Annotated in this window: 17 protein-coding genes and 1 other annotated feature; of the genes, 11 read left to right on the forward strand and 6 right to left on the reverse strand. The window is 44.4% G+C overall.

All coding sequences use genetic code 11. The annotated features are described in order from the left end of the window. Window positions 1–10: 10 nt before the first annotated feature. The 4 genes from KQH97_RS07845 to KQH97_RS07860 all read left to right on the forward strand — a co-directional run bounded on the left by KQH97_RS07845 (window position 11) and on the right by KQH97_RS07860 (window position 4,144). Window positions 11–1,111, forward strand: coding sequence for a cell wall hydrolase (locus KQH97_RS07845; RefSeq protein WP_118159667.1), 1,101 nt, complete (start codon window positions 11–13; stop codon window positions 1,109–1,111). A gap of 210 nt (window positions 1,112–1,321) precedes the next feature. Beyond that, on the forward strand, window positions 1,322–2,746 hold the full coding sequence (locus KQH97_RS07850) for a SpoIID/LytB domain-containing protein (RefSeq protein ID WP_216553717.1): 1,425 nt from the start codon (window positions 1,322–1,324) through the stop codon (window positions 2,744–2,746). An 18-nt stretch (window positions 2,747–2,764) separates the two neighbouring features. Continuing rightward, entirely contained in the window at window positions 2,765–3,460 is a 696-nt protein-coding gene (locus KQH97_RS07855; RefSeq protein WP_216553718.1) for a zinc-ribbon domain-containing protein, read from the forward strand. A gap of 78 nt (window positions 3,461–3,538) precedes the next feature. Beyond that, window positions 3,539–4,144 carry a nucleoside triphosphate pyrophosphatase gene (locus tag KQH97_RS07860; protein WP_216553719.1) on the forward strand — a complete coding sequence of 202 codons (606 nt, stop codon included), beginning with the start codon at window positions 3,539–3,541 and terminating at the stop codon, window positions 4,142–4,144. Here the strand turns inward: KQH97_RS07860 and KQH97_RS07865 are convergent. After that, the gene (locus tag KQH97_RS07865; protein ID WP_216553720.1) at window positions 4,132–4,842 is read right to left on the reverse strand and encodes a DUF421 domain-containing protein; all 711 of its coding nucleotides are present in this window, start codon (window positions 4,840–4,842) and stop codon (window positions 4,132–4,134) included. The two genes, KQH97_RS07860 and KQH97_RS07865, sit on opposite strands and share 13 nt — an antisense overlap. A gap of 104 nt (window positions 4,843–4,946) precedes the next feature. Between KQH97_RS07865 and KQH97_RS07870 the strand changes: the two genes are divergently transcribed. From KQH97_RS07870 to KQH97_RS07885, 4 genes are all read left to right on the forward strand, one after another. After that, window positions 4,947–5,252 (forward strand): hypothetical protein, encoded by a 306-nt coding sequence (locus KQH97_RS07870; protein ID WP_216553721.1) that lies wholly within the window; start codon window positions 4,947–4,949, stop codon window positions 5,250–5,252. A 259-nt stretch (window positions 5,253–5,511) separates the two neighbouring features. Further along, window positions 5,512–5,737, forward strand: a binding site (T-box leader). 46 nt (window positions 5,738–5,783) lie between these two features. Continuing rightward, window positions 5,784–6,986 (forward strand): threonine ammonia-lyase, encoded by a 1,203-nt coding sequence (ilvA, locus tag KQH97_RS07875; RefSeq protein ID WP_022287623.1) that lies wholly within the window; start codon window positions 5,784–5,786, stop codon window positions 6,984–6,986. A gap of 33 nt (window positions 6,987–7,019) precedes the next feature. Continuing rightward, window positions 7,020–7,394 (forward strand): RidA family protein, encoded by a 375-nt coding sequence (locus KQH97_RS07880; RefSeq protein ID WP_117863874.1) that lies wholly within the window; start codon window positions 7,020–7,022, stop codon window positions 7,392–7,394. Between the two features lie 166 nt (window positions 7,395–7,560). Beyond that, complete coding sequence (locus KQH97_RS07885) at window positions 7,561–8,799, forward strand: chloride channel protein (protein WP_216553722.1); 1,239 nt, start codon at window positions 7,561–7,563, stop codon at window positions 8,797–8,799. Window positions 8,800–8,829: 30 nt separating this feature from the next. On the opposite strand, the gene ybaK is transcribed toward KQH97_RS07885, so the two are convergent. The 5 genes from ybaK to gpr all read right to left on the reverse strand — a co-directional run bounded on the left by ybaK (window position 8,830) and on the right by gpr (window position 13,619). Next, window positions 8,830–9,318, reverse strand: a complete 489-nt coding sequence (gene ybaK / locus KQH97_RS07890) for a Cys-tRNA(Pro) deacylase (RefSeq protein WP_022287626.1) — start codon at window positions 9,316–9,318, stop codon at window positions 8,830–8,832. Between the two features lie 29 nt (window positions 9,319–9,347). Then, window positions 9,348–9,950: an AAA family ATPase gene (locus tag KQH97_RS07895; protein WP_117877797.1), complete on the reverse strand. Its 603-nt coding sequence runs from the start codon at window positions 9,948–9,950 to the stop codon at window positions 9,348–9,350. 216 nt (window positions 9,951–10,166) lie between these two features. Continuing rightward, window positions 10,167–10,796 (reverse strand): AAA family ATPase, encoded by a 630-nt coding sequence (locus tag KQH97_RS07900; protein ID WP_022287628.1) that lies wholly within the window; start codon window positions 10,794–10,796, stop codon window positions 10,167–10,169. 214 nt (window positions 10,797–11,010) lie between these two features. After that, window positions 11,011–12,426 (reverse strand): ABC transporter substrate-binding protein, encoded by a 1,416-nt coding sequence (locus KQH97_RS07905; protein WP_216553723.1) that lies wholly within the window; start codon window positions 12,424–12,426, stop codon window positions 11,011–11,013. Window positions 12,427–12,749: 323 nt separating this feature from the next. After that, window positions 12,750–13,619 carry a GPR endopeptidase gene (gene gpr, locus KQH97_RS07910; RefSeq protein WP_216553724.1) on the reverse strand — a complete coding sequence of 290 codons (870 nt, stop codon included), beginning with the start codon at window positions 13,617–13,619 and terminating at the stop codon, window positions 12,750–12,752. A gap of 221 nt (window positions 13,620–13,840) precedes the next feature. On the opposite strand from gpr, the gene rpsT reads away from it, so the two are divergent. The 3 genes from rpsT (at window position 13,841) to KQH97_RS07925 (ending at window position 16,985) form a co-directional block, all read left to right on the forward strand. After that, window positions 13,841–14,092, forward strand: coding sequence for a 30S ribosomal protein S20 (gene rpsT, locus KQH97_RS07915; RefSeq protein WP_022287631.1), 252 nt, complete (start codon window positions 13,841–13,843; stop codon window positions 14,090–14,092). A 155-nt stretch (window positions 14,093–14,247) separates the two neighbouring features. Further along, window positions 14,248–15,093, forward strand: a complete 846-nt coding sequence (locus tag KQH97_RS07920) for a glycosyltransferase (RefSeq protein WP_022287632.1) — start codon at window positions 14,248–14,250, stop codon at window positions 15,091–15,093. A 239-nt stretch (window positions 15,094–15,332) separates the two neighbouring features. Continuing rightward, entirely contained in the window at window positions 15,333–16,985 is a 1,653-nt protein-coding gene (locus tag KQH97_RS07925; RefSeq protein ID WP_216553725.1) for a glycosyl hydrolase, read from the forward strand. The last annotated feature ends 77 nt before the right edge of the window (window positions 16,986–17,062 follow it).

A 17,062-nucleotide genomic window follows, 5' to 3' on the forward strand; every position in this document is an offset into this window, starting at 1 on the left:
TGTGATTAAAATGAAGCAGAAAAAAACTGAAGACAGCATAAAGCGAACAGCTAAGCCGTCGGTCAGGAAAGTAGGAACAATGCTGGGCAGCGGTGCGCTGGCAGTGCTGATGATAGGTACAGTAAGTATCTTTGCACTTACAAGCGGCAACAACGAGGCTCAGAAGGACACAAAAGCTGCAATAACCAACACTAAGACCACTTCTGTGACAGAAGCAGAAACTGAGAGAGATGAGACCTATACTTCAATGAACACCGTTACATGGAGAAAAGCGGGTATCAGCGAGTATAAAATGGCACAGGCAGAGTCTGAGACAACAACTTCCGCCAAAGCCACTACAACAAAAAAGACAGAAACTACTAAAAATGCAGCAAAAGAAACAAAGGTCAATAACGTAACAATGGTCGCAACTGAGATCGTGAACGTCAGAGAAAAGGCTGACAAGAACTCAGAGATAGAAGCTATCGTTGCAACAGACGAGGAAGTTATCGTTACGGCTGAAACAAGCGACGGTTGGTATAAGGTTACATACGGCGACTACAGCGGATATGTAATGAAGGACTATCTTAAAAAGGCAGAAGTAACAACAACTTCCGCTGCGAAGTCCGAAACTACAACAGCAGCTAAGAAGTCTGAAACAAAAAAGACTACGACAACAAAGGCTAAGACAACAAAGTCTGAAACAAAAAAGACAGAAACAAAGAAAGCAACAACAGCAAGCTCGAACAGTTCTGTTATAAGCTATACAGATGAAGAATTTGATATGCTTTGCTACGTTCTTCAGGGCGAGGTAGGAAACTGCTCAGAGCAGAGCAAGATCGCTGTTGCAAATGTTATTATCAACAGAGTGAAGACAGGCAGATTTGGAAGCTCTATAAGCGACGTTCTTACAGCGCCAAATCAGTTCACTGCAATAAACGGCTATTACAGCGGCAGAAACAAGCCAACTCAGAACACTATTGATTGTGCAAAGAGAGCGCTGAACGGCGAGGATAATTCAAACGGTGCAGTTTATTACTACGCTCCACAGTATTGCGGCGGAAGCACAGCGGCTTGGTTTGAATCACTCACATTCTGCATGGAGCTTGATGGTCAGAGATACTTCAAGTAATATTTGAAGTTTTTGGCTAAAATGCCGATATTGTAGATATAAAATTGTATATTATGCTGAAAAGTCAGGACGAAACTTAGCTTTGTCTTGACTTTTTTTCAGTATTTGATAAACTATTATTTAGGTATGCAGTGAGTATTTTGCTGCCATTGGGAATGTTTTGCGGTGTGACCGCTTGAAGGTAAGGACAGTGTCTTGACGATGAATTTGATGACAAAAAAGATATGTGCAAATGTCTGCGCAGCAGTAATGAGCATAACTGCCGTTGGTATATGCGGTGAGCTGCTGCTGGATAATAAAAGCGTGGGCGCAGAAAAAGCCCCTGCGGTGCAGGTCAAAAACGTTGAAGCTCAAAGCGTTAAGACCACTGCCGCTACTGAGGTCTATGACTTTGTGAAGTTCAAAAAGTCCTCTGTGGATAAGTATGATATGTCTTATGTTCAGCAGAAAAAGCAGGCAAAGACCACAAAGAAAAAGGCTTCAGCCAGTGAGTTTACTGTGGAAATGCCTGAGGATAAGGGCGAGTATTACGATATAAAGAACGACCCTGCTAACTTTACAGATACAAGAAGCGTCGCTGATGAGTATTATACTGTCAACGATATAATCTCAGGAAATATCGTCACTCTTAATGGTCATGAACTGCTCTGTCAGATAGTCAACAGCGAGATAGGCGGTGAGTGGGGCGAGGAAGCCATAAAGGCGCAGGCCGTGGCGGCTTATACATGGGTCAGATTTAACGATTCTATCGGTGCTATACCTACGGTTGGGCTTAAAAGCGGATATTCTTCAAAGATAGAAGGATGTGTAAATGCCGTTGAGGGTCAGACCGTTATGTATAACGGCAATATCATAAATGCAGTTTATTCTGCTTCAACAGCAGGTTATTCTACCACCAGCGAGGATATATGGGGCGTTTCTTACCCGTATCTCAAGCGTGTAAAGAGCGAGTTTGACGATAAAGATCCTAACTGGGGCATTGAAACTACATATACAAAAGACGAGGTCAAGGAGCGTATCGAGGGCCAAACTGATATAAAGCTTTCCGACGACGTGAAGAACTGGTTTAAAATAGACTCTGCTTTCAGCGGAAAGTATATAAGCGGAGTGACTATCGACGGTCATACAAGCTGTACCTATGATGGCAGTGAAGCTAGGATAACAGGTATCACGCTCTGCAACCTCTTTGATGTGAAATCGAACGCCATGGAGATAAGCTATAAGGACGGTGTGTTCACTTTCAAGTCCTATGGCTGGGGTCACGGAGTTGGAATGTCGCAGTGGGGCGCTTGCTATTATGCCGAGGCTGGCTATACATATGATCAGATACTTACTCACTATTATGTGAATTGCTATCTTGGTCTGTCGGCTGTAAATGACAAAGCTGTAAAGAGAGGTCAGATGTCGCAGGACGAGATAGATAAGGAGATAAAGGATTCAGAGATAGTTGACGAGGGCGGAAACGCTTCAGGCGACAGCAAAAAGGAAAGTGAGCCTGCACAGACTCAGCCGACCGAGAACGGCGCTGTTACCACCGCTCCTGCTACAGAAGCACCTGATACTACAACAACTTCGTTTGACGTTCAGCCTGAGGATAATACCGCCACAGAGCAAAATACAGAAGAAATATTATAACCGAAAGGGAGAATAAAAATGGGATTTTTTTCACCTAAGAATACACCTGAAAATGCAGTAAAGGCACAGATAGACGCAAAGCTTGCCTTTATAAACGATAAGTATACCGAGATAGGCAGATATGTCAAGCTCAGAATGGCTGACAAGATAGAAGAGCCGGAGGTGAAAAACCTTATTGCTCAGATAGACGCAACTCTTGAAGAACTGAAAAATCTTAATGAACAGCTTCTTACCATCAGAGGAATGAAACTTTGTTCCGGCTGTGGCCACGAGATACCAGTGAATATGGCGTTCTGCCCTAACTGCGGAACAAAACAGCCTGAAATGGCTCAGCCTGTTTATCAGCAGCCTGCTCAGGGCGGTGCAGTTCCAATGGGCGCACAGCCTGTTATACAAAACAGTCAGGGCTATCATAATCACCCTGTTTCACCTGCTTATACTCAGCCACAGGCTAATCCTGTTTATGGCAATCCTGCTCAGCAGAATGTTCAGACAGCCGCTCCTATCCCTGAGCCTGCTGTTGCACAGACTGCCGCACCTATCCCACAGCCTGAAACAGCACCTCAGCCTGCACCAATGCCACAGCCTGCTCCGGTGATAGCAGAAGCTCCGGTGCAAGAGCCTGCAAACAGCAGTTTTGTATTCTGCTCTCAGTGCGGCCACAAAGAGCCGGCAGGCGTTAAGTTCTGCTCAGAGTGCGGAATGAAGTTGTAATAAAAAACTAAGGCAGCGCAGGATAATAAGTGCGTTGCCTTTTTGAGTAAGAAGTAAAAGAAGTAAAGGAAGATCTTTATGTCAGTGAATATTTCAAGCGAGCTTATGGATTATGATGTTATACTTGCTTCAGCGTCGCCAAGAAGAAAAGAACTGCTGTCATTGATGTGTGAGAATTTCAGGGTTATCCCCTCTGATTGTGACGAAAAAATACCAGAGGACGTTACACCGGAGCTTGCCCCTGAGTATCTTTCAGGGATAAAATGCAGATGTATCGCTTCGGTCTATGACCTGAGCGTTGTTATCGGCTGTGACACTGTTGTAATATGCGATGGGGAAGTTCTCGGTAAGCCTGTTGACGAAGCTGATGCCATAAGAATGTTAAAAATGCTGTCAGGCAAGACTCATCATGTTGTAACAGGCGTTACCATCGGCAGAGGCTGTCGTTACAGTAGCTTTTCCGCCACCACCGCAGTGACTTTCAGAGAGCTTTCCGACCAGGAGATAAAAGCCTATGTGAAAAGCGGCGAGCCTATGGATAAGGCGGGAGCTTACGGCATACAAGGGCTTGGAGCACTTCTTGTGGAAAAGATAGACGGGGACTTTTATAACGTTGTTGGTCTGCCTGTGAGCAGGCTTGCAGAGGAGCTGCACGAGTTTTTGAAGAAGGTTCAGTCGAAGTAGATCTTCTTGTTGCTCTCCTGAGTTTTCGGGAACACTGTCACCTTGTCGTTTCCGTCAACTATGCAGAGAAAGACCTTGTCAGGTGATGAACAGCCTTGCTTTCTTATTTCGTTGGTGAGCCATTTTATCTCCTTGCCTGCGTATTTCAGGTTGTCCTCCATAATAACGCCGTCAAGGATAAGGTCGGTGCAAAGCTTTTCGTCCTGCTTCTCATATCCTAAGTCTTTTGGAGTGAGAGGTGCTTCTGCGGCACGTTCCATGAAAGAGATAGTGCCGTTGGTTTCCAGAATAGCGTAGTATATCTTTGAGATGTCGAAATAGCCTGATGTTCTTGCTCTTGAAAGCAGATCGTTCACATCAAGCTTGGCGGTCTTAAGGTTTTCGGGATATATTTTGCCTTTTTCAATAAGCAGGATAGGCTTGCCCGAAAGAAAATGTCGGCAGTGGATAGACTTCATCGTAAGCACCGACAACAGAAAGCCTGTCAGTCCGTAAAGCACCATTGCGATAACAGGCACGATAAGCTCGTCAATTTCCTGCGAAACAGCCATTTCAGAGGCGATAGAGCCTATGGTGATGCCGTTGATGTAGTCAAAAAGCGTGAGCTGTGATATCTGCTTGTTGCCAAGAAGCTTTGATATGGCGAACATGACTATTATAGAACCTACAGTGGCAAGAATAGTGTGAGCGATGTTCATAGGCGTGACCCCCTTTTGATTCATGCCATTAGTATCTGCATATGGTGGCAGATTATTCTTCCTTTGACAGAGAAACGTCAGATACAATGATATAGGAGCGTAAAATGGGACTTTTCAGAAAAAATAAAGGCACTCCGTTAAAAGAGCTTGAACGCTATCACGGAAAGCGTGTTTCCTATGTGGTGGAGCGTGAGGGCGCAGAGGAAAATGTTATCGGAAGAACAGGCGGAATATCTGTGGACAGTGAAAAGCTTGTGGTGGTGTGTGACGGACACGAGGTTTTCAGGTGCAGTACCGACGGCATAGTCTGCGCTGAGCTTATGAGCCACAACGGAGCGGATATAAAGGGCAAGGATATGACCACAGGGAAGCTTCGTCATATCGTTGTGCATTACGCAAACAAAAGGTGATATTTTTGCAAATGCACTCTCTTTGCACATAATTCTATCACATTGCAGTGGTAATATTATTACAGTCGGAAAGGAAAGACCGACAGTTAAAAAGACTTCATGATTGTTTTCTTCATATATTTTTTCTATACTTCCTTAATTGATAAAAGCCCGCACCTTGGTGTGGGTTTTTATTCTTGTATAATGTCTTAGAGAAAAATTCATTTTATTGCTGTTGACAATTCATATTTATGGTGATATAATGATTGTATTGAATATCGTAAAGGCTGTGACGAGAAAGGTGACGGTGCGAATACTTCGCAGAGAGCGGACGTTTGGTGAAAGTCCGCAGGGATAACGCCGTCAGGATCATCTCTGAGCTGATCCGCCTAAGCAGATGTGTTAAGCGGATACGGTCTCTCACCGTTAGAAAGAGATATGAGTGGCAGGCTCATTGGTCTGCAATCAGAGTGGTAACACGGAGATATTATGTCTTCGCCTCTAGTCAGGCGAGGGCTTTTTTTATTACATAGAAAAAAGAGGTTGTTTTTTATGCTTACATTGGATAAGGTTTTTGACGCTTCAAACGTGCTTAAAGAGGTCATCAGACCAACAGCGTGTATCCATGCGCCAAAGGTAAACCCTGATTGTGACGTTTATCTGAAAACAGAAAATCTTCAGGTAACAGGTTCTTTCAAGGTAAGAGGAGCTTATTATAAGATATCACAGCTTTCAGACGAGGAAAAGTCGCACGGCGTTATCGCCTGCTCGGCAGGAAACCACGCACAGGGCGTTGCTCTCGCCGCAACAAAGAACGGTATAAAGTCTATCATCTGTCTTCCTGACGGCGCACCTATCTCAAAGGTAGAGGCAACCAAGGGCTATGGCGCTGAGGTATGTCTTGTGCCTGGCGTTTATGATGACGCTTATGCAAAGGCTATCGAGCTTCGTGACGCTAACGGCTATACATTTATTCACCCGTTCGATGACGAGAATGTTATCGCAGGTCAGGGAACTATCGGTCTGGAGATACTAAGTCAGGTGGCTGACGCAGATGTTATCGTTGTTCCTGTTGGCGGCGGCGGACTTATCTCAGGTGTTGCATTCACTGTAAAACAGCTCAAACCAAGCGTTAGAGTATACGGCGTTCAGGCTGAAGGCGCACCTTCAATGGTAAATTCACTTAAAGACGGCAAGATAGAGTGCCTTGAAAGCGTTCACACTATCGCAGACGGAATCAAGGTAAAAGAGCCTGGCGAGCATACCTTTGAGTATTGCAGTAAGTATGTTGACGGCGTTGTTACAGTTTCAGACGACGAGATATCATCAGCTATCCTCCACCTTATCGAGAAGCAAAAGCTCGTTTCAGAGGGCGCAGGCGCAACACCTGTTGCCGCAGTAATGTTCAATAAGATACCTGACATCAAGGGCAAAAAGGTTGTATGTCTTGTTTCAGGCGGAAATATAGACGTAACTATACTTTCAAGAGTTATCAAGAGAGGTCTGCTCAAGTCTGGCAGATCTGATACTCTTACTATCCAGCTTGAGGACAGACCTGGTCAGCTGAGAGATGTTTCAGAGATAATCTCAAAGCTCGGCGGAAACGTTGTTTCTGTTCACCACGAGAGAGCAAGCGAGGACAGCGATATCACAGATTGCCTGCTCAGACTTGTTCTTGAAACAAGAAACTTTGATCATATCAGAGAGATAAGACAGGCTCTTACAGCCGCAGGCTTTAAGATAGTCAATAAGTAATTTTAAGATTTTTTAAGACAGGAGTAGATAAAAATGGCAGAAGTTGTTTACACAAAGAACGCACCGGACGCAATCGGTCCATATTCACAGGCAATGAAGGTAGGAAACCTTGTTTTCACATCAGGTCAGATAGCAATTGACCCTGCAACAGGCAACGTTGAGGCAACAACTATCGAGGAGCAGACACATCAGGTTTGCAAGAACCTCACAAACGTTCTTGAAGCCGCAGGAACATCTATCGGCAAGGCTGTAAAGACAGTATGCTTCCTTAAGAATATGTCAGATTTCGGTGCATTTAACGGAGTTTACGGCGAGTATTTCACATCAAAGCCTGCACGTTCATGCGTTGCCGCAAAAGAGCTTCCAAAGGACGTTCTCGTTGAGGTAGAGGTAATCGCTGAGGTATAATTTAGCATATTATCTTGTAGTGGAACGGCTGAATTTCTGTTTCACAGAAATGCGACGTCCCATTATTGTGGAGCTGTATTTCAAGTATTTCGGGCGGCATATGTCGCCCGTTGTTTTTCTGTAAAAAGGGGTGAGGAAAATAAGCAGTGAGTTTATAAAAAGCAAAATGCGGACGGTGAAAAAATTCTCCATAGCCTTTGCAAAGTGGGTCTTTATCGCCTGCGCAGTGGGTGTAATAGGGGGAATAGTCGGCTCGCTGTTCCATATGGCGGTAAACTTTGCTACAGGCTTCCGTGAGTGTCATAGCTGGACATTGTACCTTATGCCGTTGGCAGGTCTGTTTATCATTTTCAGCTATCGTGTCTGCAAGGTGGACGAGGAAACCGGTACAAATCTTATCATAAGCTCTGTTCGTGGAAACATCAAAGTGCCGCTGCTTATGGCGCCTCTTATCTTTCTAGGCACTGTACTCACCCACCTTACGGGCGGCTCGGCAGGACGTGAGGGTGCGGCTTTGCAACTTGGCGGAAGCATTGGCGCAAAGGCAGGCGAGCTTTTAAAGCTTGACGAAAAAGACTCCAGCCTTGTGATAATGTGCGGAATGAGCGCGGTGTTTGCCGCACTTTTCGGCACGCCTTTGACTGCGATTTTTTTCGCTATGGAAGTAATAAGTGTGGGCGTTATATACTATGTGGGTCTTGTGCCTTGCATAGCTTCCTCTCTTATCGCATATAAAATATCACTGTTGGCAGGGCTTGCGCCAACAAAGTTCAACATAACAGGCATACCAAGGCTTTCCCTTGTGTCTGTGACCCAGATAGCGGCACTTGCGGCTCTTTGTGCGGTAATATCTATACTCCTTTGCATGGTAATGGAGTTTTCACATTCAAGATTTCAGATGTATCTGCCTAACACCTATCTCAGGATAGCTGTAGGTGGCGTTGTGATCATTGCATTGACTTTGCTTGTAGGTACAAGGGATTACAACGGAGCAGGCGTAGACGTTATTGTGGCGGCTTTAGAGAAAGGTAAGGCGCACCCAGAAGCCTTTGCCCTGAAAATGCTTTTCACCGCCATAACTATAAATACAGGCTTCAAGGGCGGTGAGATAGTCCCGACCTTCTTTATCGGAGCAACTTTCGGCTGTACAGCCGCAGGCTTTTTGGGGCTTGACCCATCATTCGGTGCTGCTATAGGTCTTGTGGCACTTTTCTGCGGCGTTGTGAACTGCCCTGTGGCTTCCATACTTCTCAGCTATGAGCTTTTCGGTGGAAGTGGGCTTGTGCTTTTTGCGGTTGCCTGCGGAGTAAGCTATATGCTTTCGGGCTATTACGGACTTTATTCCAGCCAGAAAATAATGTACTCAAAGACAAAGCCCGAATATATCAACATAAATGCAAAATAAAAGAGAGCCAAAGCGGCTCTCTTTTTTTGTCTATTCACTCATTGTTATGCTCTCAAATTTACCCCTTGTGACCTTGATAAGGTCTTTCGGAGAAAGCATTATCTGCGACCCGATACGTCCGCCGCTTATGATTATCTCCTCAAACTGCTCCGCAGAGCTGTCAACTACCGTCATGTACTGTTTTTTCATGCCAAGGGGTGTACAGCCACCACGAATGTAGCCAGTAACAGAGTTTATATCCTTCACATGGAGCATCTCCACCGACTTTTCGCCCACAGACTTTGCCGCCTTTTTCATGTCAAGCTCCTCTGCGATAGGGATAGCGAAAACATAGTAATTTCCGCTTTTTCCCACTGTCACAAGGGTCTTGAACGAGCTTTCATATGGCTGGCCGAGCATATCTGCAATGTGTATGCCGTCGATAAACTCGTCGCACTCGTATGTGTTGACCTTGTATTTTACCTTATTTCTGTCAAGAATACGCATGGCGTTGGTCTTGACTTCCTTATCCTTTGACATTTTTTATCGCTCCCAATAAAATATTGCCCCTATTTCTCCCTTGAAAGCTTCACAGTGTCAGCAATTATCTCGGCGCACATTTCGTAGCCAAGCTTGCCGCTGTCAAGGCACATATCATAGCTTGAAATATCTCCCCACTTTTTGTTGGTGTTGGAGTTGTAATAGTCGGCACGTTTTCTGTCATACTTTTTGAGCCTTGCTTCCACCTCGTCCTCGGAGATGTTGTGCTTCTCAATTGCGCACTCCTGACGCTTCTCAAAGCTTGCATTAATGAAGACATTCAGCGTCTTGACTTTGTTTTTCAGTATAAAATCTGCACATCTGCCCACGATAACGCAGTTTCCCTTTGAAACAAGCTCCATTATTACCTCTGTTTCAGCGGCGAATATCTTCTCTGTTATAGGATACTCTTTCTCCTTTGAAAACAGATTTATCGGTGTTTTGAGAATGCTCAGAGCGGCTTCCTCGTATTTTTGTATCTCGCTCATTGCAATGCCGCTTTTTTGTGCCGCCATGTCGATTATCTCTCTGTCATAGCATGGGATACCAAGCTTTTCAGCCACAAGCTTACCGATAGTCGAACCGCCTGCGCAATAATGTCTGCCGATAGTGATAACTTTTATTTCAGCCATTTTCTGTTTCTCCTTTTGCAGTATTTTTTTATTTTTTTGTCGGACTTCTGCCCTTTTATACAGTATAATATATTTGCTTGTTATTGTCAATAACATATTGGTTACACTTTGTTTAAGCTAGAGTAATAAAACTTCTCATAAAACGGAAAAGGACCGACCCTATGGTCAGCCCTCTTTCGTAGTAAGGAAAGTAAAATGAATTAAAACGAAAAATTCCTATTTATCAGCGTTGGCTTCTTTTATTTCGATATAAGCCTTCATAAGCTTGATAGCACCGTCAACGCCTGTTTTGGACGAGTTGATACAAAGGTCATAGTTCTTTGCTTCGCCCCATTTCATGTCGGTGTAATAATTATAGTATGAAGCTCTCCGCTTATCAGTCTTGCGGATAAAGTCCTCAGCTTTGTTTTTTTCAATATCGTATCTCTCAAGGATACGCTTTTTCTTTTCGGCAGTGTTGCCGGAAATGAAGAAGTCGATAATATTAGGCTCATTTTTCAGAACATAGTCAGCACAACGTCCTACAATAACACAAGGACCCTTCTTTGCAATGTTCTTGATAGTTTCAAACTGAGCCAAGAATATCTTGTGATTCAGCGGCATATCAGGATTGATCCTGCCGTCTGCACTTACAGGGTAATTACCCATGACCAGTGAGAAAAGAAAGCTGTTAGTATAGGACTCATCGTTCTTAACAAAAAGCTCCTGACATATACCGCTCTCTTTTGAAGCCATTTCCAAAAGTTCTTTATCATAGAAAGGTATGCCCAGATCATCAGCAAGCTTCTTGCCTATCTCACGTCCTCCGCTGCCAAATTCACGGCTGATAGTAATAATCGATCTCATAAAACATATCTCCCTTCTTTGATATATTCTTTTTAACGTACATTTATTATAGCACATTTTTTGTGATTTGTACATAAAAATCCGTAAAATTCTTGCACAAATTTATGTATTTTATATTGTGCATTTTGCGTACAAATTTATTTAACAAATTCGTGACAAATACAAAGGCAATAAAAAAGCGGGACGAATGAACGTCCCGCTTGAAAATACTGAATTATTCAGCAACGTTAGCATTTGCTTCCTTGATGATGTAATCAACAGCCTTCTGGTTCTCAGCAACGCACTCTGTCCATGTAGTAGCTCCGCCGCCTGTTACCATTGTAGCCTGATTTACTGTCTGCATAAGTGTTGAAAGCTCAGCAGATACGCCGTCCTGGAAATCAAATACAGGATTCTGTCTAGCCAGATCGTAAATTGTCTGACGCATCTCGACCATTTGGTCTGTCCAGCCGTAGTCGTTCTTGAGCTGTTCATTTGTGATGTTCTGTACCTCAGAGTTTGCAACCTTGCAGCAGTTTACGAACGCGTTGAAGCCGTCTGGGTTTGGAGCGTTCTTGCAGAGGAGATAGCCGTTTACGCCTGTAGATACATAGTACTTGTCAGAATCGTCCATTCTTGGCATTGGAACGAACATAACCTCGCCGTCCTTGACGCTTCCGAATGTCTTAGTCTTTTCAGGAGTATCCTCGAGAGCCCATGTGCCGATAGGAATGAACAGTGTGAGCTGTGAACCAAGACCTTCACCGTTAGCTCCGTCACCTCTTGTCTTCCAGTTGTTGCTTGATCTGTCGAATACAACGTTGTTCTTCTCAAGGTTGTACATAAGATCCTGAACTGCGCCAACTTCAGCCTTGCCCATGTTGTTTACAAGCTTGCCGTCCTCAAGACCGATAAGTGGATAACCGCAAGTATCGTTAAGAGCCTTGCCGTACCAGTAACCATCAAGAGCATATCTGTCAGCTTCAGAGTCTGCAAAGTCAAGGCACATCTCTGTGAACTTGCTCCATGTCCACTCGTCATTAGCATAAAGCTCAGCAGGATCGTCATAGCCAAAGTCTGACATTGTCTTTGCGTTGTACACACAAACATACTGTGGTCTTACGTCGATAGCAGCTACATAGTGTTTGCCGTTGAATACGAATGAATCGTTAAGTGTCTGTGATGATGACCAGATGTCTGAGCTGAAATCAACTACATCGTCGATAGGCTCGAACATGGCCTTGATAGCACCCTTAGGGAATGCGTCCATGTCGTCAGCAGGGAAGAAGTCAGGTGAGTCGTTAGCCATAACTGCCTTAGCAAGATCAGTATATCTGTTGTCCCAAGTTGTCTGAACGTACTCGATCTTTCCACCGTACTTAGTCTGGAAAAGTGAGATAGCAGGTGATTCTGACTTACCATCACTAGGGTTGATGTCATAGTGAGCCATCCACTTGATAGTCTTGTTTGAAAGCTCGATGTCAGGGAGCTTATCCTGAAGTGCATTTACCTGCTCCTTCTGATCTTCTGTCATAGCCTTAGCTTCCTTCTTGGAAGATGAGCTGTCACTTGATGAGCTGCCGCAAGCAGCCATGCTGCAAGCCAGTGAAAGCGCACAAGCAGCAGCGAAAATTCTCTTTGCCATTTTCATTATAGTAACCTCCTTGATAATAGACGAATGTTCCTTACCCAAAAAACGTTCATCTGTTACGATCGACAAGCATTGTTACCCGACAACGCTTGCCATAACGCTTATTTTTCGTCCTTACTAATGATAACAAAAAGTTTAAATTTAGTCAATCAGCATTTTGCAATATAAAGCTCAAGCGTTTTTGTTGATTATGACAAAGGTGTGTTGAATTTGTGTGAGTATTCGTTTTCAGAAAACGTTTTCGCAATTTCGCTCATACATATTAATAAAAAGTTTACAATTGTTGTATACAGGTTTTACATTACCGTACCACCTGTCTTTTGTCAGCAGGTGAGAGTTTGAATGTCCTCTTGCGACAGGGCAGGGTGGACGGCACGGTTTATGCCCATTGCAATGAGCTTTGCGCAGTTTTCCGAAAGTTTGTCGGCAGTTTTCGGAGCGACCATGATGTTTTCGGAGCTTTCAGGTGCGGATTGACCGAAAATGTGCTGTGCCGCAGTGCAAAGGTCTATGACCGTTGGCACGCCTATGGCAATGCACTTTACCCCGAGGGTCGAAAGCGAAAGCTCTTTTCGTGCGTTTTCAACTCCGCTTCCCGGAGAAATGCCCGTGTTGCAAAGCTGTATTGTCCTGCCAAGGTTGGAAAGCTCGCTGCAAGCCAGTGCGTCAACTGCAATGACAGCCTGCGGTGTTACACGCTCCGCAATTGCTTTTACCTGCTCTGAGGATTCTATTCCCGTGTTCCCAAGCACTCCTGTCTGTATCACTGTGACCTCGCCCAGATCGTCAGTATCAATCTCTTTTGCAAGGCTTTTTATGTGACGGGTAGCGAAGATCTTTTCAGCGGTAAGAGGACCAACAGCGTCGGAAGTCAGGGCATAGTTCCCAAGCCCTACTGCCAAAAAACGTTCACAACCACCGCAAAGCTCCCCTATGGCTTTTGCTATGACTTCTGCACGCTCACGAAAACTGTCGCTGTACATATCGAATGTTGAATCTGTGGCGGTAAGGGTGATGTATCTGCCGACAGGTCTGCCAAGCTTTTCGGCGGCTTCCTGTGTTTCTATGGTGATGTCCGTTACCTCAAGCCTAGCGTTTTCAATAACCTTGTTTTTGACTTTCACTCCCTGAAGCTTTTCCGCACCGCCTGCCTGAGAAAAGCTCTCCGCCGCCATATCCGTTCTAATGCTCATTTTATTCACCTTTCTGTGATATCGTGTAAGTTTTTGTGTGTTCCTACAATTTAGACCGCAAAATTTCTATATTTTTTTCAGTAAACCCCCTTGCAATTTCTTTTGAAATGTGGTAAAATATTTTACAAGGCTTGTTTAAAGGGCTTTCCGCATTTCCTCTCAGTCTGCGGATAGCTTGTGCAAATAAGTGCAAATTTATACAGAATGAGGGAGGTGTCGGTATGCCAAACATTAAATCCGCTAAGAAGAGAGTCAAGGTTATCAACACTAAGACAATGAGAAACAAGGCTGTAAAGTCTGATCTTAAAACTGCACTCAAGAAGGCTGACGCTGCTGTAGCTGAGAACGCAGAAAACAAGGAAGAAGTAGTAAGAGCTGCTATCAAGAAGGTAGATATGGCTTGCACAAAGGGCATTATGCATAAGAATGCTGCTGCAAGAAAGGTATCACAGCTTGCTAAGAAGCTTGGCTAATTTTTCAAAGTAGCTTACAAGACCGTTCCGAATGGGGCGGTCTTTTTTTGTGTATTGGTCTGTACTTTATAAATAGTATACTTTGTTGGTCGTAGTTGACTTTTTGGAGCTGTTATAGTATAATTGAGTTGATAATAATGCAGGGGAGGGATTTTATGACGTATCGTGTTGGGAAATATACGCTGCCTGAATACAGTGTGCTTATGTCGGTGTATGACCGTGAGCTCCCTGAGAACCTTAACGAGAGTCTTGAGTCTATGCTCATGCAGTCATATCCTCCCTCTGACTTCGTGCTTGTGTGCGACGGCAAGCTCACCTGCGAGCTTAATATTATCGTGAAGTCTTTTCAGGACGAGTTCAAGCATATTTTCCATATCGTTCAGATAGATGAGAACGTGGGCGTTGGAAAGGCTTACAACGAGGGCATAAAGGCGTGTAAATGCGATTATATCGTGAAAATGGACAGCGACGATATATCTCTCCCTAACCGCTGCTTGAAGCAGATGACCCTTTTTGCGGTGAAACCTAAGCTTGATATCATCGGCACATATGTGGAAGAGTTCGATACTGACACTGACGAGGTAGTTTCGGTGAAAAAAGTGCCTGTCATGCATAAGGATATCGCTTCATATTCCAAACGACGCAACCCTTTCAACAGGCAGTCTGTGGCTTTTCGCAAGTCCTTTGCGGAAAAGATAGGCGGTTACAGTGACCTTAAAATGTGCGAGGACTATGAGTTTATCGCACGAATGTTACAGCATGGTGCAAAGGGGCAGAATATACCCGAGGTGCTTGTGCGCTACCGCATAGATGAAAATACTGTGGATACACGCAAAAGCTGGGAGCATACAAAGGCTTTCATTCGTGTGAGGTGGATAATACACCGCTCAGGGTATACCGGCTTCCGTGACTTTTTCATGCCATGCGCTTTACAGCTTGGTTTGTTTATATTTCCCAGAAAATTTACCCGTTGGGTATACAGAACGTTTCTCAGAAAATAATATATTTCTATATGAAAATATGAACCCGATGCCATTTGGGTTCATATTTTTTTAGCTCAAATCAAAGTAAACGTTATCAATTTTGAACATGATGTTAAACATTGAAAATGGCTATTGACAATGGTTTTTTATATGATATATTTAAAAGTATGGAATATAAAGCCTAAAGGCGAGAGCTTCGCAAAGTTTGGCTTTATAAAAATTTGAATATTTTAAATATTAATGATAAGGAGAACATTATGCGTGAAATAATGAAAAGAACAGTTGCTGCCGTTATGGCAGTGCTTATCGCTTGTGCGGCGGCAGGCTGCAGCAGCACAGGAAACAGCAGCTCAGGCAGCTCGTCAGCAGGCGAAACTACCACCACAACAGCCCCTGTCGTTGAGGATATGGGCAACATCGACCTTTCAGACGTAACAACAGAGTATGACGTTCCTGAGGATTTCAGCTATGAATCCGAGGCGGAGGAGGGAACTCTTTCGGGAGGTGCGGCAGTGCTTGATAAGAATTTTCTTGGCAAGTTTTCTGGCGATGGCTTTGTTTCCGTAGGCTCATCGGGAGATATGGCGGAGTTCGAGATAGATTTTCCTGCAAAGGGAAGCTATAATATTACTCTCACAATGGCAGCAGACGGCGAGGGTCAGTCAAATCTTATCACTGTTGACGGTGCTGCGCTCACGAACTTCACATCGACCACAACAGAATTTGGCGACACTGTGGCTGAAAACGTGCTTATCGACGAGGGTACTCATAAGATAGGCATAAAGGGCGACAATGGTCATATCTATATCGACAGGATAAAGATAACCCCGGCTCCTGCTATCGACCTTTCACAGTATGAGGTATCAAATCAGCTTTCAAACCCTAACGCTTCTGACGAGGCAAAAAGACTTTATAACTTCCTTACGGACGTTTATGGCAAGTATACTATCTCAGGTCAGTTTTCAGGAGATAACGAGGGCAAGGACTGCCGTGAGTTCAAGGAGATAAAGAAGCACACAGGCAAGACGCCTGCTATACTTGGTCTTGATGTTTCAAACCTTTCAAACAGCGCACTTTCACATGGCGCAGGCGGTGGAGATATGGTGCCGTTGCAAGCTATGGACTGGTACAACAACGAAAACGGTATAGTTTCACTTTGCTGGCATTGGTATGCCCCTGATAAAAACCTGGAAAAGAACGGCGGAGCATGGTGGCAGGGCTTCTATTCTGAATACACAGACTTCGACCTTGCAAAGGCTCTCAGTGGCGAGGACAAAGAGGGCTATGATTCTATCATAGCAGACCTTGACCATATGGCAGGGGTGCTTAAAGAGCTTGCAGACGCAAACGTGCCTATACTTTGGCGACCTCTCCACGAGGCGGCAGGCGACCCTAAGTATCCCGGCAACGCATGGTTCTGGTGGGGTTCAGCAGGAAAGGACGCATACATTCAGCTTTGGCAGCTCATGTATGATAAGTTCACAAATGAGTATGGTCTTAACAACCTCATCTGGGTATGGAACGCACAGAATCCTGACTGGTATCCGGGAGATGAGTATGTTGACATAATGGGCTATGACTGCTATCCTGCAGAGCAGGACAGCTCCTCACAGAAGTGGTATTACGACCTTGTTAAGTCAAGCACATCCACAAACAAGATAATCGCAATGACAGAGAACGGTTCAATGTTCGACCCTGACGGAGCATTCAACGACGGCACACGCTGGGCGTGGTTCAGTACATGGAACGGCGAGTTCTGTATCAAGGATAAACAGCTTTCAGATCAGTACACCACATTTGACGAGTGGAACAAGATCTACAACAGTGAAAGAGTTCTCACCCTTGACGAGCTTCCAAACCTGAGATGCTATCCAATGGATACAGAGAAGTATCTTGAAGAGCATAAATAATTTCGGATAAAATAAAAACTGCGGACGGCAAAATGCTATCCGCAGTTTTTTTTAATTACAATGATTGTACCAAGGCA

The organism is Ruminococcus sp. MSJ-25, from assembly GCF_018917825.1.
GTDB classification, from domain to species: domain Bacteria; phylum Bacillota; class Clostridia; order Oscillospirales; family Ruminococcaceae; genus Hominimerdicola; species Hominimerdicola aceti.